The following is a 24,323-nucleotide window of genomic DNA, read 5'->3' as shown; positions in this document are numbered from 1 at the left end:
GGAGACTTCTAAATGAAAAATATTTTGAAAATGCTAATCGTTTTTATAATGGTTTTTAATCTTTTTGGTTGTGAAAAACAGAAAGAAGAAGGAATTTACAAAACCGCGCTCGAAGACATTAAAAACGGAAATACTCAAGCAGCAATTGAAAATTTAGAAAAATTAGTTACAAAAAATCCCTATTCAGAATTTGCGCCCGATGCTTTCTTTACGCTCGCTTCACTATACCAAACACTTGAAGGTGACTCAATTCAAAAAATAAAAAATTATGAACAGGCACTTGCATATTACAATGAATTAATTGAAAAATTCCCCAACAATCAAAAGACCCCCGAAGCTATTTTTATGGCTGGATTCATTTGTGCTGAGAATCTGAAAGATTATAAAAGGGCAGAATATTACTATAAAAAATTTCTAAAAGCTTATCCCGATCACGAACTTGCATCGTCAGTGAAGGTAGAGCTTGATAATCTTGGCAAATCACCTGAAGAAATTTTGAAAGAAAAAGGTGTCGATTTAGGAGATAAAGGCAAATCTAAATGAAATATCGAACTGACTATCGTCAATTACTTGATCCTAAAATTATTACAAAAATTTCAAGTCTTGATTTACGAGCCAGATATATTGTAGAAGGATTTTTAATCGGGTTGCATCGAAGTCCTTATCATGGTTTTAGTGTTGAATTTTCAGAGCATAGACCTTATTTGCCAGGAGATGAAATCTCAAGAATCGATTGGAAAGTCTATGGTAAAACAGATCGTTTTTTCATCAAACAATATGAAGAAGAAACAAATCTAAAATGTTATGTTCTTGTTGACTGCAGTAAATCGATGGAATTCACAAGTAAAGGGATTACAAAATTTCAATATGCAATTACACTTGCTGCAGCAATTTCATATTTACTCTTTGACCAGAAAGATGCAGTTGGTCTTGTGCTTTATTCTGATAAAATTCAAAAGATAATTGAACCACGCGCTTCTAAAATAAATTTATTCGAAATTTATAAATCTCTTATAAACGCTAGCACTGAAGGTAAGACGGAAACAGCTGGATGTTTGGGGCAGGTGGCAGAGAAAATTAAAAAAAGAGGTTTGATAGTAGTTATTTCTGACTTCCTTGATGATCTTAATAAAATTGAATCAGCAATGAAAAAATTTCGCTTTAAGCAAAATGAAGTTGTCTCTTTTCAAATACTTGATGAGCAGGAGATCAATTTCGCTTTCAGTCGAGATGCAATTTTTAAAGATCTTGAATCTCAAGAAGAACTTCTTACTCAACCTTTCCAGATCAAAGCCTCATACAACGAACTGGTTAAAGAATTTATTAATTCATTAAAGAGAAGACTACTTAATCATCAAATCGATCATAATCTAATCATTACAAATGAACCTTTCGACAAAGCATTGCTTGCTTTTCTTAAAAAACGAAAAAGACTTCATTGATTTATAAATGTTCTAAGTAAATTTTTATAATTATCCATTAATTCCTTTGCAAGCTTCTGACTTCTCGCTTCAACAATTAAACGAATGATAGGTTCGGTATTCGACTTTCTTAAATGAATCCAGTGATCTTCAAAATCTATTCTCAATCCATCGGCTTCATTTATTTTATTTTTCGCAAAATGAGCTTTGAATTTTTCAATTAAATTTTCTGATGCAATTCCTTCGGTTTGGAATTTATCTTTTAAAATGAAATATGATGGAAGCTCGTTTTTTACTTCAGAAAGTTTTTTGTTCTTTTCTGCCAGATATTGAAGTGTAAAAACAATCCCGACCAAAGCATCGCGGCCATAATGAAAAGCTGGATAGATTACTCCACCACTGCCTTCACCACCTATTACAGCATTATATTTTTTCATTCCCTCAACAACATTAATCTCACCAACAGGTGTTCGATAAACATTGCAATCATATTTCTTTGCAACATCCTCGACTGCCTTTGTGGTAGAAAGATTTACGCAAACATTTCCTTTATTCTTATTTAGAACAAAATCTGTTGCAAGTACGACCGTATACTCTTCGATAAATGGTTCTCCATTTTCTTGAAGCAGAACAAGTCTATCCACATCGGGATCGACTATAATTGTCAAATCAAAATTCCCTGCTTTAGCTGCTTTAATTGTTTCGATTAAATTCTCTGGAACTGGTTCTGGATTTCTCGGAAAAATTCCAGTCTCTTCACAATTAATTTTTGTAACCTCACAACCAAGCTGTTCAAGCAATTCAGGAACTACTTTAACACCTGCACCATTTACACAATCGACTAACACTTTAAATTTTTTTGACCTGATTAAATCAACATTAATTATATCAAGATTTAAAATCTTCTCGATATGTAATTGATAAGCTTTCTCAATGAAGTAATACTTACCAAACTTATCCCATTTTTTGAATTCTGGATTGTAACTTTCCTCAATCTCAAGAAATTTTTTTGCTTGACCAGGATTTAAAAATGTCCCTTCAGAGTTTAGTAACTTTAATGCATTCCATTCATTTGGATTGTGACTTGCGGATAGAACAATTCCGCCAGATGCTTTTAATTCTTCGACATAAATCTGAACAGTTGGAGTAGGGACAATGCCGATATCAATGACATCGCAACCAGAAGCCATCAAAGTTCCAGTAACAATTCTTGAGAAAGCTTCTCCGCTAATTCTGGAATCTCGCCCGACAACGATTTTTCCGAAATTACAAAACTTAGCAAATGCCGCTGAAAATCTAACAAGGTTTTGCGGATCAATTCCATCTCCCACAATTCCACGAATACCTGAAATGCTTTTTATAAGTGTTGCCATTAAATTCCTCGAATTCTTTTAATGATTGCTGCAATTATATTGAAATTAAAATGTAAGAAGCAATTGGAAGTAATATATTCTTAAAAATTTGGTTTTCTTAACTCGGATTTGGCTTTGCTTTTAATTATACTGGATTGTCAGAGTTTCTTTAAGGCTCAAATTTATTCTTCAAATTATCATTATTATAAAAAAGGGGGAGAAATATTTTTAATTAATTTAGAAGGAGTGAAAGGTTTAAAACTTAAAATGCTTAATGATTGATTTACCTATTTACGTTTAGATCAAGACATTAGAATTTATATTGGATACAAAACCCTTTCTTTGTAAATTAGTTTCGATATGAGAATTTTTTTAATACTTTTATTATTTCAAATCATTACACAAAGTCCAGAAAAACTTATTCTGGATGAAAATTATCCAATCTGGTTAAAAGATAACGAAAAACATTCGGATCAGACTTCTGGAATTACTTTTATTGGGACTAAAAATAATGCAAAGTACTTTTTGATTTGTGACGACATTGGAAAAATTCACAGAATAAAACTCAAAAATAATAAGCTGTATATCGAAACAATTAAATTCTCAAAATCTGTTGAAAATTTTTTAGACAAATTCGAAAAGAAAGATTTTGAGGAAATTGTTTATGATAAATTCACTAATCGAGTTTATATATCAATTGAGGGTAATGGTCTAAATTACAAAAACGAAGTAGGTATTTATCAAGTTAGATTTAAGAACGATGATGTATTTAGTGATGAAATAATTGATATTACCAAAATTGAATTTTCGGATTGGGCAAAAATTTCAAAATATACAGATCAAAATATTGGTTTCGAAGGTTTAGGAATTTCTGAAAATAAATTGTTTCTTGGATTTGAGGGATTTCAGTTTGGTCAAATCTTTTTGGATTCTACTATGTTATATGTTGTTGATAAAAATTCTAAAAAATTAGTTAGAGAAATCTCGACTAAAGAACTTGGTATTCATACCATTTGCGGATTATATGCAATTGATGATTATCATCTCTATGGAATCGATAGAAATCAACAACACTTTTTTGAAATTGTGTTTGATAGAGATTATAATGTTATAAAATGCGATTTGGTCAAACTTGAGTTACCTGTGCCGGGAAATAAAAAATTTAAATATGTCGCTGCAATTGAGAGTATAACCGTTGACGACGAGCGTAATGTTTATGTAGTTGATGATCCATGGAAAAAATTTTATGTTCCTCCGCGTGATGTTTTAAGTCAATTGAGAGATGAAGATCAAGAGAATTTTAAAAAATTTATTCCCTTGTTATTTAAATATAAACTAAACTAAGAGGTGTCATATGGAGAATGTAATTCAATTTATTAATTCAAATAGAGAAAATTACATCGAAGAGCTCAAAGATTTCTTAAGAATTCAAAGCATTAGTTCTGATCCCGAAAAAAAATCGGAAATGCAAAGAGCTGCGGAATTTTTAATGACAAAATTTTCAGAAATGGGTTTTGATAATATTAAAATATTAAATCCTGAAGAAGGTCATCCTGTTGTCTATGCTGAAAAGATTGTTGATCCGAAGAAACCAACAGTTTTAATTTATGGTCATTATGATGTTCAACCTGTTGATCCAATAGATCTATGGAAATCACCACCATTTGAACCTGAAGTTAGAGATGGAAAAATTTGGGCAAGAGGAGCTACTGATGATAAAGGACAACTTTATACTCATTTAAAAAGTGTTGAAGCATATATTAAAACGGGGAATGAATTGCCAGTTAATGTAAAATTTATCATCGAAGGTGAAGAAGAAATTGGAAGTCCATCACTACCTAAAGTTTTGAAAGAAAATAAAAATTTGCTCAAGTGTGATGCAGTTTTAATTTCAGATACTTCAATGTATGATGAAAAAACACCATCAATTACTTACTCATTGCGTGGATTAGCGTATTTCCAGATTGAAATTACAGGACCAAATCGAGATTTACACAGCGGTACTTTCGGTGGTGCTGTGATGAATCCAATTCAAGCATTATGCGATTTATTATCTGGTATGAAAGACAAAAATGGCCGTATTACGATCCCAGGTTTTTATGATGATGTTTTACCTTTAACTAAAAAGGAAAGGGAAGGATTTAAAAAATTAAAATTCAACGAAAAAGCATATATGAAAGAACTTGGTGTGAAGGAATTATTTGGTGAAAAAGGTTACACAACTCTTGAAAGAACCTGGGCTCGACCAACACTGGAAATTAATGGCATTTGGGGTGGTTATACTGGTGCAGGAGCAAAGACTGTTTTACCTTCAAAAGCTTATGCGAAAATTAGTATGAGGCTTGTTCCAAATCAGACTCCACAAAAAGTTGAAAAATTACTGAAGGATTATTTGAAAAAAGCAGTTCCAAAATCTGTAACATATAAACTTGAAACATTACATGGCGGAGAGCCTGCTATTACTCCAATTGATAATAAAGCAATTCAAATTGCTGCTCAGGCAATGAAAAAAGCATTCGGAAAAGAGCCTGTATTTATCAGAGAAGGTGGTTCAATTCCTATTGTTGTTGATTTTTGTAGAACTTTAAAGGCCCCAGTCGTTTTAATGGGTTTTGGTCTGTCTACTGAAAATTTGCATTCTCCGAATGAACATTTTGATCTGAATAATTATCAAAAAGGAATTTTGTGTTCAGCCTATTTCTTAAACGAATTCAGCAGTGCTAAATGATCACAAGGGATATTTTGCTGGAAATAAATAAAAATTATTACAAGGCTTTCGAAAATTTTGATTTGCAATTAATGTCTCAGATCTGGGCGAATACAGACGATGTTGTCTGTATTCATCCCGGATGGGACATACTAGTGGGATGGGAAAAAGTTCGTGAGGGATGGTCAAAAATTTTTATGGACGATGCCTATTTAAAATTTACGCTGAGAAATACTAACACGATCATTTTGAATAATATTGGAATTGTAAGTTGCATTGAAGAAATTTTTGTTTCATCGCAGGACACTATTTCTCAAACCTTTGTTGCTACCACGAATTTATTTAAAGAAACAGAAGATGGTTTAAAATTGTTTTATCATCACAGTTCACCCGTTTTAACAAACGAGAGAAATTTAAAGTTAACTTATCATTAAACACAGATAGTTATGATTAAAAATAGAATCGATATTTATAAGGAATTGTACACAAATCTGAGCTTTAATCATAATCAAAAAATTCTCAACTATTCCTCGATTGAAGAGGAATACAATTCATTTTATAACTCTGCTTCTGTCTTTGATGCATCCCATTCAAGCATCTTTTATGTAACTGGTAATGATGCATTAGAATTTTTACATCGTATCTCAACAAATGATTTATTAAATCTTTCAGATTATTCTACAATTCAAACTTTATTTCTAAATGAAAAAGGCAGGCTAATCGATAGATTAAAGTTATTTAAGTTTCCAGATCATTTATTGTTAGTAGGAAGTCCTGATAACGCAGAAAAAATTTATCGCTGGATTGAAAGATATGCTGTGATGGATGATATTAAAGTTAAAAAGACCGTTGAAAATTATTTGTACTTAAAAATAATAGGAAGGAAAAACGAGATCTTCTTTACTTTACTTTTCGGTGATCAATTGAAAAATTTGGAAGAAAGAAAAATTTATAAATATATTGGGCAGGATTTTCAATGTTGGGTTATTAAAGATGAAATTCTTCCTCAACACTATGGTTATGAAGTTTTATGTGATGAGATTAATCAAGAAAAACTTTTGAGATACATTCATTCAAATCTCGATATATTTAATGTTCATTTTATCGGCAGCGAAGCTTTCGAAAAGATTAGAATTGAATATGGTGAACCGATATATCCTAATGAGATTAATGATGCTTTCAATCCGTATGAAATTAATTTAATTAAATACGTCAGTTTTACTAAAGGCTGTTATATCGGGCAGGAAGTTATTGCTCGCCTTGATACTTATGAGAAAGTCAAGTATGAATTTACTGGATTTAAACTTGAAAGAGATTATAACTTCGAGGATAAGATAATCTATAAGAAAGATGGAAGTCCAGCAGGTGAGTTAACTTCGAAAACTTTCTCGCTTAAATTAGATTCTCCGGTTGGACTTGGAATTCTTTTAAAAAAATTGTCATCCGAAGATTTGGATCAACTGTTCATGAAAGAGAATTCAGAGTTAATAAAAGTTGAAAAAATTAAATTACCAATGATTGATTTATGAAAATTTATACAAAAACAGGTGATGACGGAACAACTGGACTTTTTGGCGGTAAGAGGGTCTTGAAAGATGATGACAGAGTTGAAACATACGGCGAAATAGATGAATTAAATTCGTTGATCGGTTTGGCATTAAGTTTCGTTCTTTCAAATGATGTTAAGAATGACCTGAAATTAATTCAGAATCAATTATTCAATATTGGTGCATTTCTGGCAACTCCCGTTGAGGATAGAACTAAGCTTCAATATTTAAAAAATATTTCAGATGAAGATGTTGTTTATATTGAAAAACGAATTGATTATTATGATGAGAAATTGCCAGAATTAAAAAATTTTATTTTACCGGGTGGAACTAAAAGTGCGGGTTTTCTTCATTTTGCTCGAACTGTGTGCAGACGATGTGAGAGAAAAATTGTTAAATTTGCATTGAAAGAAGAGGCTGATAAAATTTATATTAAGTTTTTTAACAGGTTATCTGATTTTCTATTTGTCATTGCCAGATATGAAAATCATTTTGCTGGCTTTGATGAAGTTGAGTGGAAAAAATAGAGTTCTTTAAAATTTTGCATTGACCCGAATTTCGGGGGTGATGTGGTTTCGACGGTATTAAAGCGACATTAAACTGCATACCGTGCTTCCCGATGTGCACGTTAAAGAAGTCGGGAAAAAAGAAACGACAACTATAACTACGCTTTAGCTGCCTAATTAACGGCGGCTACATTCCATTTTTCCCTTGCCTGCTGGGGAATTATGGAATGTCGATTTAAGCAGGCTCGTCCCAAACCTCACCAGCGGGGGAGGGATTAAATAAATCAGCTGGTTGGTCGAAAAGGATCCTGTCCGTTGGAGACTTTTCGACGAGAATTAAAAAACGGACTAAGTATGTAGAGGTTTAATGGGGCTTAATACCGGACGCGGGTTCGACTCCCGCCACCTCCACCAAAAATTTATTCACCTCAATTAAAAAACTCACTTATTACATAATTCTTTCGCAAAAAATTTTTTCGAATCCTTGAATTTTCAGTTCACTTAATCTAAATTTGCATTGCAATTTTGCTCTTTAAATTTTGATTTGCCTGATGCCGAAGTGGCGGAATTGGCAGACGCGCTGGACTCAAAATCCAGTGGGGCTCAAAACCCCGTGCCGGTTCGACTCCGGCCTTCGGTACTAACTTTCCTTTAATTGCTCTCACTAACTATCAATCCAATTATGAAAATTGAAGAAAACTCAAAACCAAAAAATTTTATTGAAGAAATTATTGAAGAAGATATTCGTACTGGAAAATACGGTGGAAGAGTTCATACTCGTTTCCCTCCTGAACCTAATGGCTATTTACACATCGGACATGCAAAAGCTATTTGTTTGAATTATGGATTAGCTAAAAAATATAATGGAAAATTTAATCTTCGTTTTGATGATACAAATCCAAGTAAAGAAGAGCAGGAGTATGTAGATTCTATAATCGAAGATGTAAAATGGCTCGGCGCTGATTTTGAAGACCGTATCTTTTTTGCCTCCGATTATTTTGAGCAAATGTATCAGTGGGCTGTTGAATTGATTAAAAAGGGTAAAGCTTATGTCTGTGATTTAACCGCTGATGAGATTAGAGAATATCGAGGCACCTTAACCGAACCTGGCAAAGAAAGTCCCTACCGGAATAGAACTATAGAAGAGAATTTAGATTTATTTGAAAGAATGCGTAAGGGAGAATTCCCAAATGGTTCTAAGACACTGCGAGCTAAAATTGATATGGCTTCTCCAAATTTAAATCTTCGCGATCCTGTGATGTATAGAATTATCCATATGCCTCATCACCGCCAGGGAGATAAGTGGTGTATTTATCCAACTTATGATTGGGCACATGGATTAGAAGATTCAATTGAGGGAATAACTCATTCAATCTGTACACTTGAATTTGAAAATCACAGACCATTATATGATTGGTTCCTTGATGAACTTGGAATCTATCATCCACAGCAAATTGAGTTTGCTCGTCTGAATCTCAGTTACACAGTAATGAGTAAAAGAAAATTACTTGAATTAGTCCAAAGAGGAATAGTGGATGGTTGGGATGATCCTCGAATGCCGACCATATCAGGTTTAAGAAGAAGAGGTTATACTCCAGAGGCTATCTGGAAATTTACTGAGATGATTGGAGTTGCAAAGCGCGATGCTTTAACCGATGTAGCTTTACTTGAGTACGCAATCCGTGAGGATTTGAATAAAACTGCACAGCGTGCAATGGCTGTTCTAAAACCCATCAAGGTTGTAATAACTAATTATGAGGGCGAAGAAGAAGTAGAAGCAATCAATAATCCGGAAGATCCAGAATCCGGCACACGAAAAGTTCCTTTCTCAAAGGAAATCTACATTGAAGAAACTGACTTTATGGAAAATCCGCCAAAGGGATATCATCGATTAATGCCTGGTGGAGAGGTAAGATTGAGATATGCTTATATTATTAAATGTGAAGAGGTAATTAAAAATGAGAAAGGTGAAATAGTTGAACTTAGATGTACTTATGATCCAGATACAAAAAGTGGTTCAGGAAAGAGCAATAAGAAAGTGAAAGGTGTAATTCATTGGGTTTCGGCTAAACATTGTTTTGATGCGGAAGTTCGACTTTATGATAGATTATTTAATGTTGAAAATCCTGGTGAACTTGAAAACTGGCTTGATACAATAAATCCAAACTCACTTGAAATTATTCCGAATGCCAAGTTGGAGCCTTACTTAAGATCGGCAAAACCACTTGATAAATTCCAATTTGAACGTCTGGGATATTTTTGTGTTGACCCTAAATACTCAACGAATGAGAAATTGGTCTTTAATCGGACTGTAACTTTAAAAGACACCTGGGCTAAAAAAGTTCAACAATTATCATAGATTTTTAATTACTCGGCATTTAACTTGTCGTAACTTTAATCTTTTCGATTGCAATCATCACGCGTTCCTTTACTTCATCTTTGCCAAGAATGTAAATTAAATCATAAATACCAGGTCCCGCACTGGTTCCAGATAATGCAAGCCTTAGCGGGTGAATTAATTTACCTTTACCGATTCCCAACTTTTCAGCGGTGTTATTTAGAACCTCTTCGAATTTTTCTTTAGATGGACTCTCAATCTTTTCAAACTCATTAATTAAAATTTTTAAGTGTTCAACAGTTTCAGGCTTCCAGTTTTTTTGAATTGCTTTTTCTTCATAAGATGTTGGACGCTCAAAGAAGTAATAACTTTTAGTAAGTATTTCATGGACGAAATCTATTCTTTCCTGCATCGCTTTAATGACAAGTTTTAAATATTCATCACTAAAATTATTAGTTGCATATTTAGATTTCTTAAGTTCTTCTTTCAGTATATCAAGCAATTCATCAACTGATTTTTTTCTAATATGCTCACCATTCAGCCATAAAAGTTTATTTAGATCAAAAACAGCACCAGATTTGTTAACTCTTTCGAGCGAAAATTTTTCTATCAATTCATTTAAGTAATAGAATTCCTGATCATCGCCCGCGTTCCAACCTAAAAGTGCGACAAAGTTTATTAAAGCTTCTTTCAAATATCCTTTCGCTCGATATTCTTCAACTGCTACATCGCCTTGACGCTTGCTCAATTTTGAACGATCTGGATTTAGTAAGAGCGGAAGATGAGCGAATTGTGGTTTTTCCCAGCCGAAGAAATCATAAAGAAGAATATGTTTTGGTGTCGATGGCAGCCATTCTTCACCGCGAATTACATGACTTATTTTCATTAAATGATCATCAACTACATTTGCAAGATGGTAAGTAGGATATCCGTCACTTTTAATTAATACTTGATCATCAATGTTATTCGTTTCAAACTCTACATCTTCGCGAATAATATCATAAAATTTAACAACTTGATTTTCCGGAACATTTAAGCGAATTACAAACGGAACACCTTTCTCAAGCTTTTCCTGGATTTCAGATGGTGAGAGTCTTAAACAATGTTTATCGTATTTTACCTGAGGGACTTTTTGTTTTAACTGTTCTTCTCTAAGCTGAGCTAACCTTTCAGGTGAGCAAAAACAATAATATGCATGACCTTTTTTGACTAATTCTTCAGCATGTTTCTTATAAATATCAAGTCTCTGTGATTGGATATAAGGACCAAATGGTCCACCAACATCAGGTCCCTCGTCGTAATTTAGATCACACCATTTTAAAGTATTGATCAAATTTTCAACTGCACCTTCAACATATCTCGAGCGATCTGTATCTTCAATTCGTAATATGAATTTACCATTATTTTTCTTTGCAAATAGAAAATTATAAAGGGCGGTTCTTAAACCTCCAACATGTAAGTATCCTGTAGGTGACGGGGCAAATCTGGTTCTTATTTCGTTCATTTTTCCTCAATTTTTTCACAAAGATAAAAATTAGTAATCAGAATTCATTAAATAAATTGAAGGGATTTAGGAAAAAATAAAAAAATAGAGGCTTGCCATACCCTCCACTAAAACGTTTTAGATATGACAAGCCTTATAGGGAGGTCAAAATGAAATTACATTTTCAATGCTTCAAGATATCTTTCGGTTACAGCATCCCAATTGATTACATTGAACCAATTGGAAACATATTCATTTCTTCTATTCTGGTATTTAAGATAATAAGCATGTTCCCAAACATCAATACCCAGGATTGGATAACCTTTAAGTTCGGATACATCCATAAGTGGATTATCTTGATTAGGTGTTGAGCCAATCAGCAGGTTCCCTTTATTGTAAACCAGCCAGGCCCATCCAGAACCGAATCTTGTCATTGCAGCTTCAGAAAGTTTAGCTTTGAAATTATCATAATTTCCAAAAGTTTTTTCAATTGCTGCTTTAAGTTCACCTTTAGGTTCGCCACCGCCATTTTTAGTCATAATCTGCCAGAACATAGAATGATTATAATGTCCACCGCCATTATTTCTAACAGCAACTGGATATTTTGAAACATTAGTTAATAAGTCTTCAAGAGACAATTTTTCCATCTCAGTATTTGCAATTGCATTATTTAAATTATTAACATAAGCACCGTGATGTTTACTCCAATGGATTTCCATTGTCATTGCATCTATATATGGTTCGAGCGCATCATACGAATAGGGCAATGGAGGTAACTCAAATTTTGCCATAGGATTAATACTCCTTTCATTAATTGATATTTTACTTGATTTACTAAAAATTTTAATTGGTTTTAATAGACCAACAAGAGAAATTAAAGAGATTGAATAAATAAATTTTCTTCGTTTCATAATTATACTGCAAATGAAGAACCACAACCGCAAGTTTTAGTTGCATTAGGATTATTGAAGACGAAACCTCGTCCCATTAAACCATCAGAAAAATCGAGCACAGTACCATGGAGGTAAAATAAGCTTTTGGGGTCAACAACAACTCTAAAGTCTTTTGAATAAATAATTCGATCTTCATCTCTTAATTTATTATCAAAAGCAAGAGAATAAACAAACCCTGAGCAACCACCACCTTTAACACCAATTCTAAGAAAATATTCATTTGGATCTAACTTGTTGTCATCCAATATTTTCTTGATTTCACTCAATGCTTTTTCGGTAATTGTGATTTCGCTTATATCAGTTGTAATCTCTGGCATATTAACTCCTTATACTTTTGTTGTTGATTTGCTCTGAGCTGCGAACTCAGGATAATTTAATAAAAAGATCTGGTCATTTATTCTTCTTAAAATTCCCTTTGATTCAAGATATTTAATAAATTCTTGAGCTAAAATTTCACTCTCAGTGTATGTTAATTTAATTTCTCTGTTTTCAAGATAATGCTTTATTCCAAATTGAATGTCTCGAAAGAAAACATTTGATTTATGAAACAGCGGGTATCTCGCTTTAAGATAGTTTAATACAGTCCTTTCTTCATGAATTAAAATTTTTAGATAATGTGAAATTTTATTTAACATTAAATCTCCCTAATAATTTGTTTTATATTTAATTCAATACAGAGCGTTACAAAATTAAAAAGAACTAACGAAAATTTTCACTTCAAAAACAAGCATAACTTTAATTAAAGTTCCAGCAAGTATTAAATAAAATATTGCTAAATGCTAAGTGAAATTATTAAGAGAACATCATATATTTACGAAAAAGAGGTTAAGCATGCAAAAATCAATTACCTTCCGAATCTTTTTATCAATAATCTTTCTAAGTTTCTTTTCCAATCAATTGATTAGTCAAACAAAAACTTCTGGCGGAGAGGGTTATTTTATGGTTGGAATTCAAATGATGGATATAAAAGATTTAAATTCCATTTTACAGGTACATAATTATCCAACCTTAGATAAGTATTACACTGCGATCGGAGGCGGTGGTTATGGTTTTGTAAATAACTATGTAATTGGCGGTGAAGGTTTTGGATTAATTGGAAATGAGGTGAGCAATCAAAATTATAAACTAAACTTATCTGCTGGTTATGGAATGTTTAATGTGGGTTATGTTATTTATAATCAAAATGGATTAAAACTATTCCCTATAGTTGGATTTGGAGCTGGCGGGATTGATCTGACGATATATGAGAAATCAAATCTGGATTTTTCTGATGTAATGAATAATCCTAAAAGAGGTTCTTCTTTATCTTTGGGTGGTTTGATGTTTAATTTAGGTGTAAACGGAAGTTTTACATTAAATCTGAATGATAATGAAAATACCGGAGGACTTCTGATAGGTCTTTCAGCAGGTTATACTTATTTTCTAAAGTTAGGGGATTGGACATTGTTTGAAAATGAAATTTCAGGGGGACCTAAAATTGGAATATCAGGATTTTATCTAAGATTTATGATTGGTGGTGGAGGCAGTACTAAGAACTAAAAAGATATTTAATACAAAAAGAGTCTATCAATAAAAGTTTGATAGACTCTTTTTGAATATCGAAGACTAATTAGAATCCAAAAATTTTAATTGATTGTTCGGCAAATTCAACAATAGGTTTGAAATATATACCAAATAATAATGTTGGTATAATCAAGGTCAAGGAGAGAATAATATTACCTGTATCAAGTTTATAATTAAACTGCAATTCTTGTGATTCTCTCAAAAACATATTTTTCACAACTTTTAAGTAGTAATAAAGAGAAATTACGCTGTTCAACACACCAATAACTGCCAGCCATATCCAGTTAGCTTTAACAAGTGCTCCAAATAAATACAATTTTGCGATAAATCCTGCCGTTGGTGGAATACCAGTTAATGAAACAAGAAATATCGTGAGTGCGACTGTTAAGAAAGGAGCTTTGTATCCTAAACCAGTATAATCGTCCATCTCTTCAGAGCCAAGTTTATCGGAAATTAACATAACCACAAAGAAAGCACCGAGATTCATAAATAAATAGATGAAGAAGTAAATCAAAATTGCCATAATCCCTTGATTATCTAAGATAACAAATCCTGATAACATGTAACCCGCATGAGCAATACTTGAGTAAGCTAACATTCTTTTCATATTTGATTGCCATAGAGCCACAAGATTTCCAAGTGTCATTGTTAAAACTGCCAGACCCGCTATAATTTCGTTCCATTTAAATTGAGGCAGTATTGCCCAGACGGATGATTGTAAATTAGTCATAGAAAAATCAATGAACATCACTTTTAAGAAACGAATGAGAACTGCAAATCCGGCGGCTTTACTTGCAACTGATAATACAGCAGTGATTGTTATTGGAGCGCCTTCATAGACATCAGGTGTCCAGAAATGAAATGGCGCCATCGATATTTTAAAGCCAATTCCACCTATGAGTAAAATTCCAGCGATTATTAATGCTAAACCTGATACATTCTGGTTTGTTAAATAGAAATTTATTAGATAAATATTTGTTGTCCCTGTTAAACCATAAATAATTGAAATACCGAAAAGCATTGCACCTGAAGCAATTGCACCGAAAATAATATATTTAAGAGAAGCTTCAGATGAACGAGGAACCTTTCTTGTAAATCCAGCAAGCACATAAGAAGATAAACTTACCAATTCGAAACTTAAATACATCATCAATAAATCAATGGTTGAAGTAAGTAAGAATGTTCCGAGTGCGAAGGAACTTAAGAGGACATAATACTCGCCGCGATTTTCTTTTGATTCAAGAATCTCTTTAGATGATAGTGAAAATAAGACTGTGTAAACAATCGAAAGCAGAATTAAGACTTTGAAGAAGAAAGCAAATGGATCAACTACATATAGTCCTACATTAGCCATACCAGTTGTAAAAAGAAATCCCGGAGAATCAGGTGTATAGATCAAAAGAAACCCGGTTATTAAAAAACCAGCTAAACTAATTGCTGGGAGAAGATATTTCCATCCTTTTGAAAATAAATCTGCAAGCAATAAAACGAAGAAAGTGATGGTTAATGCGAGTTCAGGATAAAAATATTTTAATGATGCAAGTATATTTTCAATGCTGTTCATAATCATTGCTATTTAATTAATGAACTTAAGTTTGAGAAGATTGCCTGACCATTATTTACAACTTCGACTAATTTATTGACTGATGTTTTCATCAAGTTCAACATTGGAGAAGGATAAATTCCAAAGAATATCACAATTACAGCAAGAGGCGAGAGAGCAGCAATTTCGAGTTTATTGACATCCGGTAAGTTTTCCCATTTTGGATTTAACTTACCGAAATAAATTCTTTGCATTGTCCAGAGCATATATGCTGCTGTTAACAAAATACCGAGAGTTGAGATTACCGCAAGAATTCTTATTGTTTCGTTGCTGAATGCACCAAGAAATACAAAAGCTTCTGAAATAAAACCGCTTAATCCTGGAAGTCCAAGTGAAGCAAAGAATGCAACCGTAGTAATTCCAGTATAAACTGGCATTTGAAGTGCAAGACCACCGAAATCATTAACACCTCTTGTATGAGCTCTATCGTAAATAACACCAACAATCATAAAGAGCATTGCAGTAATAGTACCATGATTAAACATCTGGAACAAAGCGCCCATCATTCCTTGAGATGTAAGTGAAGCCATACCAAGCAAAACATAACCCATATGGCTTATACTTGAGTAAGCAATTAAACTCTTGAAATCTTTTTGAGCCATTGCACAGAGTGCACCATAAACAATGTTAATCATTCCAAACACAGCAATCCAGTAAGCAAGTTGATTGGTTACTTCAGGAAAGATTGGAAAGCTTATTCTCATCATTCCGTAAGTTCCAAGCTTCAACAAAATTCCAGCAAGAATAACACTTATAGGAGTTGGAGCTTCCACATGTGCATCAGGTAACCATGTGTGGAAAGGAAACATTGGGACTTTGATGGCAAATCCAATAAATAAAAAGATATAAGCGATAAATCTTAAATTATTCGGATTAAATGGAGAAAGCAATCCTTCCTTTGAATAATTTTCGGGATTCATCATTTGAAGCATGTTAAAGGTATAAACTTTTGTCCCATCTGGTAAAACTTCAAAAGTGCTGAAATAAAGACCGAGCATCACCAATAGCATAAATACGGAACCAAATAAAGTATAGATAAAGAACTTAATGGCAGCATATTCTTTACGTGGACCACCCCATATACCAATTAAGAAATACATTGGCAGCAGCATCAATTCCCAGAAAACATAGAAGAGGAAGAAATCCAGTGCAACAAAAGAACCCATCATTCCTGTATCGAGAAGGAGATAAAGAACAAAATAACCTTTAATTGCTTTAGGAATATTCCACGATGCAAGTACACCAAGGAAACTGATTAATGCGGTCAATAAAACCATAGGCATTGATAAGCCATCGACACCCAAGAAATAATCTATTTTAATTGTTCCGATCCAATCTGCCGCATTTCGAATTTCGATCCATCTTGCTTTTTCAACAAACTGGAAAGAAGATGGATCATTTATTCCAGCAGCAGAAAAGTTAAATTGAGACCACATTAATCCTGCTAAGACTACTTGCAAAAAGGTTACAACTAATGCAGTGTATTTGATAAGTTTTGTTTTTTCAGAATTAATTAATAAAACAATAATCATCCCTAAGACAGGGAGAAAAGTAACCAGTGTAAGATATGGTATTCCAGACATCAACTATCAGCCTCCGAATTTCTTATAAAGACTTAAAAATGAAAAATAAAATTATTATTCCAGTTAAAACCATAACTAAATAAGTTTGAACTTTTCCAGTTTGAAGTTTTCTGAATATCAAACCAAAAAATCCAGTCACAGCAGCAGTAAGATTTACCAGACCATCAACAACAACATTGTCGAATTTGCCGCTTACGAAAGAAGTTTCTCGGGTAATTGTAGCTGTACCATTTACAATTCCATCAATCACTTTTTGATCAAACCAGGCTAAGAGATTTGAAAGTCCAAGAGTAAATGCTACAGCAGTCTTTTGATACAATTCATCAAAATACCATTTGTTATATGAAAAATTATAAAGTGGCCTTAAGCGTAAAGCAAGATTATCAGCACTAATAATTCTCCATTGATAAATAACAAAAGCTAATAAGATTCCTAATCCTGCCATTATTAAAGAAATCATCATTGCATCAGAATGAGCATGATGCAAGGCTTCCATATATTTTTCGGAATGAACGACCTCAGGAGTTAATTGATCATTTCCAGGCTTCATAAAAGAAAAAGCAAGTTCTTCTGGAACTATTGTTTTTGGAGTTTGAACCCATTTGTAGAACCAACCAGCTTCGATATTAAATGGATTAGGTGAGAAGAAAATAAAGATCGAAAGGATAGCTAAAGTGATCAATGGAATTAACATTGTTGTGGGTGATTCGTGAGCATGTTCAAATTTATGAATATCTCTGGGTTCACCGTGAAATGTTAATATGACGAGTCTAAACATATAGAATGCTGTCAGCATCGCAACAAAGAAACCAATAATTGGGAAAATCCAATATCCAGTTAAAGATGCGAAAGCCAATGTTCCACCTAAAATTCCATCTTTGCTGAGAAATCCTGAAGTTAATGGAATTCCAGAAATTGCAAGGGTGTAAATCAAAAATGTGTAATAAGTAACTGGTAATTTCTTCCTTAATCCACCCATAAATCTAATATCCTGCTCATGATGCATCGCATGAATAACAGAACCAGAACCTAAGAATAATCCAGCTTTGAAGAATGCGTGTGTGATCAAATGAAGAAATGCAAAGAAATAAGCACCAACTCCAAGTGACATAATCATATATCCAAGCTGACTGACTGTCGAATAAGCAAGAACTCTTTTAATATCTGTTTGAGTGATTGCGATCGTTGCTGAAATAAATGCAGTGATTGCACCAATTGATGCAATAACAAGCATTGCATCGGCAGTAAGCATCACGAAAATTCTTGCGACAAGGTAGACACCGGCAGCAACCATTGTAGCAGCGTGAATTAACGCACTGACAGGTGTTGGGCCTTCCATTGCATCGGGAAGCCAGACATGAAGCGGGAATTGAGCAGATTTGCCTATTGCACCGCAAAAGATTAAAATACCTGCAGCAGTTAGCCAGGCACCACTATTAAATGGAAGATTGCCACGAGAAATTTGGTCAAAAATTTCACTAAAGGTAAATGTATGATAATTAGCATAAAGAATTAATATTCCAAGAAAGAATCCAACATCACCAATTCGATTTACAATAAAAGCTTTCTTGGCAGCATCTGATGCAGATTTCTTTTCAAACCAGAAACCAATCAATAGATATGAGCTTAAACCAACAAGTTCCCAGAATATATACATCATCAGAAAATTGTGGGTTAATACAATACCAAGCATTGAGAAGGTGAATAATCCAAGATATGCAAAGTATCTCGAATATCTTGGATCTCCTTCCATGTATTTAATTGAGAAGAGATGAACAACAAAACTTACAATAAAGACAGTCAATTGCATTATAGCAGAAACATTATCAAGCTGAATACCTAAATTTATTCCCAGCTTACCAAAGAACGGAATATCACCAAAATCAATCCACTGAAATTGAAAAACTAATGTATTAGTCTCGTAATAGCTGAGTTTGAAAAATGCAACAACAGCAGATATAACAAGACCAATAAAAATTGTAGTTATTTCAAAGAGGTGACTTTTTGGAATCCTTTTTCCAAAAAAGATCAGAAGAGTAAATCCAAATAGAGGTAAGACAATATTTAATATTGAAAGCTGGAGTAATAAATTATCGTTCATTATTCTTTCAATCCATCTATTTCGTCTACATTTACTGTACTAAAGTGTTTGTAAATATTCAGAACAATTGCAAGAGCAATTGCTGCTTCGGCAGCTGCTAAAATTATTACAAATAGAGAAATTACTTGACCAGTAAAACCAAAATTTCCAAAACGCGCAAAAGCAATAAAATTAATGTTTGCTGAATTCAGAATTAATTCAATTCCCATCAAAACCTGAATTGCATTTTTCCTTGTAAGGACTGCATAAATTCCAAGTGAAAACAAAATTACACTTAACACAAGAAAATGATTCAATCCTACACTCATTTTTGTACCTCATCAGTTTGAACTTTTTCTCTACGAGCAATCATCACGGAACCAATTAATGCAACAAGCAGAATTATACCAGCGAGTTCAAATAAAATCATATAGTGAACAACAACGAATCTTCCTATTTCCATTACAGTCTGATTAACATTTTGAGGTTCAGCAATTTTCCAGTTTGTTTTTGTTAAAACAGCGATTAAAGTACCGCCAATTAATCCTGTGATAATTGTAGCTGGTACGATATGAATGCTTTCAGTTTTAATTTCGACATCAGTAATTTTATTTGTTAACATTACACCAAATATTATTAAGACCAAAATTCCGCCTACATAAATTATTACCTGAACTACTGCAATAAAATCCGCATTAAGCAGCACATAAATTCCAGCTACACCAAAAAATGTGAAGAGTAATGAAAATGCTGAATAAATTATATTCCTTGCAGCAACAACTATGAACGCACTTACTACTATAATTGCTGCAAAGACATAGAAGATAAAATCGTAAGTAGTCATCAGTTCTGTTTCCCGATATCTTGTTTTGTCTGTGACTGTGGATTTGTAGATGCAGTTTGTGCAGCCTTTTGACGAGCTTTTTCTTCTTCGAATTTCTGATAATTTAATTTCTTTTGTTCCGCTTCTTCAGGAGTAAGGTTTGAAAAATGATAAATCAAATTTTCTCTTTTATATTCTGAAAATTCATAAACATCGGTCATCCAGATGCATTCAGTAGGGCAGGGATAAACACACAAGCCACAATAACAACATTTTGCAATGTCGATATCAAACTTTGTAACCCAAAGAGCTTTCCTTTTTCCGTTCGATGTGGTTCCTAAATCTTCACCAGGAACTGCTTTAACTGTTTCAATTTCAATGCAATCAACAGGGCAGGCACGAGAGCATTGATCACAACCTATACAATCATCAATGTTTACATATAATCTATTTCTTGCTCTTTCAGGTAATTGTAATCTTACTTCTGGATATTGAATAGTAACTTTTGGTTTGAACAGGTGAGTTAAAGTCACCTTCATTCCAACCAAAACTGTATAAATTCCAAGCCAGGTGTTTTTGAGATATTCTTTCATATTATTTAATTAAAGTTATTATTCCAACCAATACTAGATTAATAAATGCGTACGGTGTTAAATACTTCCAGCATAGGGACATTAATTGATCAACTCGTAATCTTGGAAGTGTCCAGCGCAGCCACATTTGAACCAGAACAAGTAAAGTACCTTTAAATAAAAACCAGAAAACCTGTTCAATTGGTACTAACCAGTTAATTCCAAGTGTATTTCCTAAGTAACCAAAAGGAGATTGCCATCCGCCGAAGAAAATTGAGACAGAGATTGCAGAAACCACAAACATATTTCCATATTCAGCTAAGAAGAACATTGCGAACTTCATTCCTGTGTATTCTGTATGGAAACCTGCAACCAATTCTGATTCAGCTTCGGGGATATCGAATGGAGTTCTGTTTACTTCAGCAAGTGAGGCAATGAAGAAAATTACAAATGCAACAACCATTGGAATTATCAGAAGAAACTTTTGAATGCCCAGAACAGGTCCGCCAAAAATCCACCAATTCCAGAATCTGGCAGTTTGCATTTCAGATATTTCATTCAAATTAAGAGAACCGATAACCATTACAGCTGTTACAATTGCAAGTAAAGCTGGAACTTCGTAACTAACAATTTGAGCAACTGATCTCATTGCACCGTAAAGTGAGTATTTATTATTCCCTGCCCATCCAGCCATCAAGATACCAATTACAGAAAATGAAGAAACTGCCATAATGTAAAAGACACCGAGATCAATATTACTACCAATATAAACACTTGAGAAGGGGAGGGCTGCAAATGCCATAAATGTTCCAGCAAAGATTACATATGGTGCTGTTACAAAAAGCGGTTTATCTGCTGATGAAGGTACAATGTCTTCTTTTTGTATGAGTTTCAAAATATCTGCAATTGTCTGTAATAATCCTTTTGGACCAACTCGATTTGGTCCAATTCTATCCTGCATAAATGCACTAACTTTTCTTTCAGCGTAAACTGCATAAAGTGCGTAAGGCAAAATCCATAAGAATAATGGTAAAGCTGCAGAGATTAAATAACCAAGAAATTTATTTCCAATGAGTTCTGCTAAGTAATCGCTTATCACCTGTCAATCTCCCCTAAGACTATATCTAAACTTCCTAAGTTAGCGATAATATCAGCCACCAAATGACCGCGACTGATAATTGGAAGAATTTGTAAGTTAACAAAGGATGGTGCTCTAACTTTCACTCTAAACGGATTTAATGAACCATCACTAACGATATGGTATCCAAGTTCACCTTTAGGACTTTCAACTCTAAAATAAATTTCACCAACTGGAGGTTTTACTCTTTTTGGTATTGCTGAAGTTACATCACCATCAGGAATTTGTTCAATTGCCTGTTCTAAAATTCGGCAGGATTGTTCCATTTCTCTTACGCGGACCATATAACGATCCCAGCAGTCTCCAACAGTTCCCATTTCTCCTTTCCCGATACAAACTTCAAAATCAAATCTGTCATAGATTGAATAAGGATCGTTCTTTCTTAAATCCCAGTTAACACCAGAACCTCTTAGAACAGGTCCGCTGCAGCCATAATTAATTGCTGTATCAGCTGGCAGAACACCAATATTTGCTGTTCTATCTATGAAAATTTTATTGTAGCTCAAAAGATCGTTTAATTCTTTTAAGCTTTTCTTAAAGTCTTTTAAGAATGATTTTAATTTTGGAATAAATTCAGGAGGTAGATCGTGCGATACTCCGCCAATCCACATATAATTGTAAAGTAAACGAGCACCACAGGTCATCTCAAATAAATCTAAAATTCTTTCACGATCTCTGAAGCAATAGAGGAAAGGTGTAAAAGCACCAATATCAATACCAAATGTTCCAACAGCAACGAGATGTGAGGCAATTCGCTGAAGCTCACCCATAATTACACGAATATATTTTACTCTTTCAGGCACTTCTATATTCATTAATCTTTCGACAGCCTCAACATAACCAAAATTCATATACATCGATGCGAGATAGTCCATTCGATCAGTGTAAGGAATGACCTGAGGATAAGTCATTGCTTCAGCGTGTTTTTCAAAACATCTGTGGAGATAACCAATGTGTGGTTTAACATCAACAACTACTTCACCATCGAGAACGACTTCAAGTCTCAGCACTCCATGAGTTGATGGATGCTGAGGACCCATATTAAGAACGATTTGATCAGTTTTTAATTCTGCCATTAGTATGGAACCTTCATTCCTTGATAAAATTCTTGGACTTTGTAATCTTTTCGAAGAGGATGACCTTCCCAATCTTCAGGTAATAAGATTCTTCTTAAATCGTGGTGACCTTCGAAAATAATTCCAAATAAATCATAAGCTTCTCTTTCATGCCAGTCAGCAGCTCGCCATACGCGTTCAACGGAAGGGACAACAGGATTTTCTCTCGGAAGTAAAACTTTTAAAGTCAATTTGTGATTGTATTTCATTGAATGAAGATGATAGACAGTTGCTAAATGTCCGCCGACTATTTCAATTGTTCCATCTTCCAGTTTTTTCTTTTCGCCATCTGCAAGATCTAAACCTGATAAATTCATAAGCACATCAAAAGAAAGTCTTTCATCATCACGAAGGAAGAAACATAAATCTTTTAAAATCTTGGCTGGTACGATTAGAATTTCACCGCCGATATTTTCTTTTAATTCGAATTGTTCTTCTGGAAATTTTGCTTTTATGATTTCTAAAATTTCTTGTGCAGTCATATTAAACCGTTTTCTTTACGAGAGATTGATTCCTGATTTTTTCCTGTAGTTTAAGTAAACCTTCGAGCAAAGCTTCTGGTCTTGGAGGGCAGCCAGGGACATAAACATCAACGGGAATAATTCTATCGACACCTTTCAAAACATGATAACCATGATTCCAGTAAGGGCCTCCACAATTTGCACAGCTTCCCATTGAAATTATGTACTTTGGCTCTGGCATTTGTTCATAAAGTCTTTTTATTCGAAGAGCCATTTTGAGAGTCACGGTTCCAGAAATGATAATGATATCAGCCTGTCTTGGACTTGGTCGAGGAATTACTCCGAATCTATCGAAATCATAATGAGATGCTGATGTAGCCATCATTTCGATTGCACAGCAGGCAAGTCCAAATGTCATTTGCCATAAAGAAGAAAGTCGAGCCCAGTTCATCAAATCATCAAACTTGGTAATAACTATATTCGATTCTGTAAATTCTTTATCTAAAATTCCCATCAGATTTTCCCGTATTCTTTTTCAAATTCTTCTAAAACAGTTTTTAAATCTTTTGGTTTGACTTCGGGTTTGACCCAATCCAGATCTCCTTTTCTCCATTCATACAACATACCGAGCATAAGGATAAATAAGAAAATAAATCCAACGATAAAACCATACCATCCAAATTCTTTATACACAAGCGCCCAAGGAATTAGCAAAGTTATTTCAACATCAAAAAGGAGGAAGATCAAAGCGACAACATAAAATCGTACATTGAATTTAATCCATGGAGTTCCGATTGGATTTTCACCGCATTCGTACGTTAATAATTTTTCTCTTGTTGGTCTGGCGGGTCTGATGATTCGATTGACTATGAAGGCGAGCGCTACGAATAGAATCGCGAGAATTAAGAAGACTAGAATTTTACCAAACTCTGTTATCATTTCCATAAAATTTTGTTGCAAAGATAATTAATGTTTTAAATGTATGTCAAACGAAAAGTCTTAATTTTTATTGAAAGATGATTTAAAGTGAATATTTCAAAAATAATTTAATTCACTACTTGAATTTGTCTTATAATTT

At 33.6% G+C, this 24,323-nt stretch carries 25 protein-coding genes, 1 tRNA gene and 1 other RNA gene; 11 read left to right on the top strand and 16 right to left on the bottom strand.

Annotated elements, in window-relative coordinates; translation table 11 throughout:
* The first annotated feature begins 12 nt into the window (after positions 1-12).
* A complete protein-coding gene (locus HPY57_01785) occupies positions 13-543 on the top strand; it encodes a tetratricopeptide repeat protein (protein NPV10507.1) in 531 nt (176 codons plus the stop codon).
* On the top strand, positions 540-1,442 hold the full coding sequence (locus HPY57_01780) for a DUF58 domain-containing protein (protein ID NPV10506.1): 903 nt from the start codon (positions 540-542) through the stop codon (positions 1,440-1,442). The genes HPY57_01785 and HPY57_01780 overlap by 4 nt, the downstream gene beginning before the upstream one ends.
* On the opposite strand, the gene glmM is transcribed toward HPY57_01780, so the two are convergent.
* Positions 1,436-2,794, bottom strand: coding sequence for a phosphoglucosamine mutase (gene glmM / locus HPY57_01775; GenBank protein ID NPV10505.1), 1,359 nt, complete (start codon positions 2,792-2,794; stop codon positions 1,436-1,438). The genes HPY57_01780 and glmM overlap by 7 nt on opposite strands.
* A gap of 339 nt (positions 2,795-3,133) precedes the next feature.
* On the opposite strand from glmM, the gene HPY57_01770 reads away from it, so the two are divergent.
* The 8 genes from HPY57_01770 (at position 3,134) to HPY57_01735 (ending at position 9,892) form a co-directional block, all read left to right on the top strand.
* The gene (locus HPY57_01770) at positions 3,134-4,117 is read left to right on the top strand and encodes a hypothetical protein (GenBank protein ID NPV10504.1); all 984 of its coding nucleotides are present in this window, start codon (positions 3,134-3,136) and stop codon (positions 4,115-4,117) included.
* Between the two features lie 10 nt (positions 4,118-4,127).
* On the top strand, positions 4,128-5,501 hold the full coding sequence (locus HPY57_01765) for a dipeptidase (protein NPV10503.1): 1,374 nt from the start codon (positions 4,128-4,130) through the stop codon (positions 5,499-5,501).
* Positions 5,498-5,914: a nuclear transport factor 2 family protein gene (locus tag HPY57_01760; GenBank protein NPV10502.1), complete on the top strand. Its 417-nt coding sequence runs from the start codon at positions 5,498-5,500 to the stop codon at positions 5,912-5,914. The genes HPY57_01765 and HPY57_01760 overlap by 4 nt, the downstream gene beginning before the upstream one ends.
* A 12-nt stretch (positions 5,915-5,926) precedes the next feature.
* Entirely contained in the window at positions 5,927-7,009 is a 1,083-nt protein-coding gene (locus HPY57_01755; GenBank protein NPV10501.1) for an aminomethyl transferase family protein, read from the top strand.
* Positions 7,006-7,554, top strand: a complete 549-nt coding sequence (locus HPY57_01750) for a cob(I)yrinic acid a,c-diamide adenosyltransferase (GenBank protein NPV10500.1) — start codon at positions 7,006-7,008, stop codon at positions 7,552-7,554. The genes HPY57_01755 and HPY57_01750 overlap by 4 nt, the downstream gene beginning before the upstream one ends.
* A 33-nt stretch (positions 7,555-7,587) precedes the next feature.
* Positions 7,588-7,947, top strand: a transfer-messenger RNA (tmRNA) gene (ssrA, locus tag HPY57_01745).
* 139 nt (positions 7,948-8,086) lie between these two features.
* Positions 8,087-8,173: transfer RNA gene (locus tag HPY57_01740), tRNA-Leu, on the top strand.
* Between the two features lie 42 nt (positions 8,174-8,215).
* Positions 8,216-9,892 (top strand): glutamine--tRNA ligase/YqeY domain fusion protein, encoded by a 1,677-nt coding sequence (locus tag HPY57_01735; GenBank protein ID NPV10499.1) that lies wholly within the window; start codon positions 8,216-8,218, stop codon positions 9,890-9,892.
* Positions 9,893-9,911: 19 nt separating this feature from the next.
* Here HPY57_01735 and HPY57_01730 read toward each other — a convergent pair whose 3' ends face one another.
* The 4 genes from HPY57_01730 to HPY57_01715 form a co-directional block, all read right to left on the bottom strand.
* Positions 9,912-11,375 (bottom strand): glutamate--tRNA ligase, encoded by a 1,464-nt coding sequence (locus HPY57_01730; protein ID NPV10498.1) that lies wholly within the window; start codon positions 11,373-11,375, stop codon positions 9,912-9,914.
* A gap of 155 nt (positions 11,376-11,530) precedes the next feature.
* Entirely contained in the window at positions 11,531-12,145 is a 615-nt protein-coding gene (locus tag HPY57_01725) for a superoxide dismutase (protein ID NPV10497.1), read from the bottom strand.
* A 122-nt stretch (positions 12,146-12,267) separates the two neighbouring features.
* Positions 12,268-12,624 (bottom strand): iron-sulfur cluster assembly accessory protein, encoded by a 357-nt coding sequence (locus HPY57_01720; GenBank protein NPV10496.1) that lies wholly within the window; start codon positions 12,622-12,624, stop codon positions 12,268-12,270.
* A gap of 9 nt (positions 12,625-12,633) precedes the next feature.
* Complete coding sequence (locus tag HPY57_01715) at positions 12,634-12,942, bottom strand: hypothetical protein (GenBank protein ID NPV10495.1); 309 nt, start codon at positions 12,940-12,942, stop codon at positions 12,634-12,636.
* 196 nt (positions 12,943-13,138) lie between these two features.
* On the opposite strand from HPY57_01715, the gene HPY57_01710 reads away from it, so the two are divergent.
* Complete coding sequence (locus HPY57_01710) at positions 13,139-13,846, top strand: hypothetical protein (GenBank protein NPV10494.1); 708 nt, start codon at positions 13,139-13,141, stop codon at positions 13,844-13,846.
* Positions 13,847-13,916: 70 nt separating this feature from the next.
* Here HPY57_01710 and HPY57_01705 read toward each other — a convergent pair whose 3' ends face one another.
* The 11 genes from HPY57_01705 to HPY57_01655 are packed head-to-tail and all read right to left on the bottom strand — an operon-like array spanning position 13,917 to position 24,184.
* Positions 13,917-15,434, bottom strand: coding sequence for an NADH-quinone oxidoreductase subunit N (locus HPY57_01705; protein NPV10493.1), 1,518 nt, complete (start codon positions 15,432-15,434; stop codon positions 13,917-13,919).
* 8 nt (positions 15,435-15,442) lie between these two features.
* Positions 15,443-17,056, bottom strand: coding sequence for an NADH-quinone oxidoreductase subunit M (locus tag HPY57_01700; protein ID NPV10492.1), 1,614 nt, complete (start codon positions 17,054-17,056; stop codon positions 15,443-15,445).
* A gap of 22 nt (positions 17,057-17,078) precedes the next feature.
* Positions 17,079-19,157: an NADH-quinone oxidoreductase subunit L gene (gene nuoL, locus HPY57_01695; GenBank protein ID NPV10491.1), complete on the bottom strand. Its 2,079-nt coding sequence runs from the start codon at positions 19,155-19,157 to the stop codon at positions 17,079-17,081.
* Positions 19,157-19,465 carry an NADH-quinone oxidoreductase subunit NuoK gene (nuoK, locus tag HPY57_01690; GenBank protein NPV10490.1) on the bottom strand — a complete coding sequence of 103 codons (309 nt, stop codon included), beginning with the start codon at positions 19,463-19,465 and terminating at the stop codon, positions 19,157-19,159. The genes nuoL and nuoK overlap by 1 nt, the downstream gene beginning before the upstream one ends.
* A complete protein-coding gene (locus HPY57_01685; protein ID NPV10489.1) occupies positions 19,462-19,980 on the bottom strand; it encodes an NADH-quinone oxidoreductase subunit J in 519 nt (172 codons plus the stop codon). The genes nuoK and HPY57_01685 overlap by 4 nt, the downstream gene beginning before the upstream one ends.
* Positions 19,980-20,552 carry an NADH-quinone oxidoreductase subunit I gene (locus HPY57_01680; GenBank protein ID NPV10488.1) on the bottom strand — a complete coding sequence of 191 codons (573 nt, stop codon included), beginning with the start codon at positions 20,550-20,552 and terminating at the stop codon, positions 19,980-19,982. Before HPY57_01680 ends, HPY57_01685 begins: the two co-directional genes overlap by 1 nt.
* 1 nt (position 20,553) lies before the next feature.
* A complete protein-coding gene (nuoH, locus tag HPY57_01675) occupies positions 20,554-21,630 on the bottom strand; it encodes an NADH-quinone oxidoreductase subunit NuoH (GenBank protein ID NPV10487.1) in 1,077 nt (358 codons plus the stop codon).
* A complete protein-coding gene (locus HPY57_01670; GenBank protein NPV10486.1) occupies positions 21,627-22,745 on the bottom strand; it encodes an NADH-quinone oxidoreductase subunit D in 1,119 nt (372 codons plus the stop codon). The genes nuoH and HPY57_01670 overlap by 4 nt, the downstream gene beginning before the upstream one ends.
* On the bottom strand, positions 22,745-23,266 hold the full coding sequence (locus tag HPY57_01665; GenBank protein ID NPV10485.1) for an NADH-quinone oxidoreductase subunit C: 522 nt from the start codon (positions 23,264-23,266) through the stop codon (positions 22,745-22,747). The genes HPY57_01670 and HPY57_01665 overlap by 1 nt, the downstream gene beginning before the upstream one ends.
* Position 23,267: 1 nt before the next feature.
* Positions 23,268-23,759 carry an NADH-quinone oxidoreductase subunit B gene (locus tag HPY57_01660; protein ID NPV10484.1) on the bottom strand — a complete coding sequence of 164 codons (492 nt, stop codon included), beginning with the start codon at positions 23,757-23,759 and terminating at the stop codon, positions 23,268-23,270.
* Positions 23,759-24,184, bottom strand: a complete 426-nt coding sequence (locus HPY57_01655) for an NADH-quinone oxidoreductase subunit A (GenBank protein NPV10483.1) — start codon at positions 24,182-24,184, stop codon at positions 23,759-23,761. The genes HPY57_01660 and HPY57_01655 overlap by 1 nt, the downstream gene beginning before the upstream one ends.
* Positions 24,185-24,323: the final 139 nt, after the last annotated feature.

It is taken from the genome of Ignavibacteria bacterium (assembly GCA_013177855.1).
Taxonomy (GTDB): domain Bacteria; phylum Bacteroidota; class Ignavibacteria; order Ch128b; family Ch128b; genus Ch128b.
This window is presented reverse-complemented; position numbering and strand designations above follow the sequence as displayed.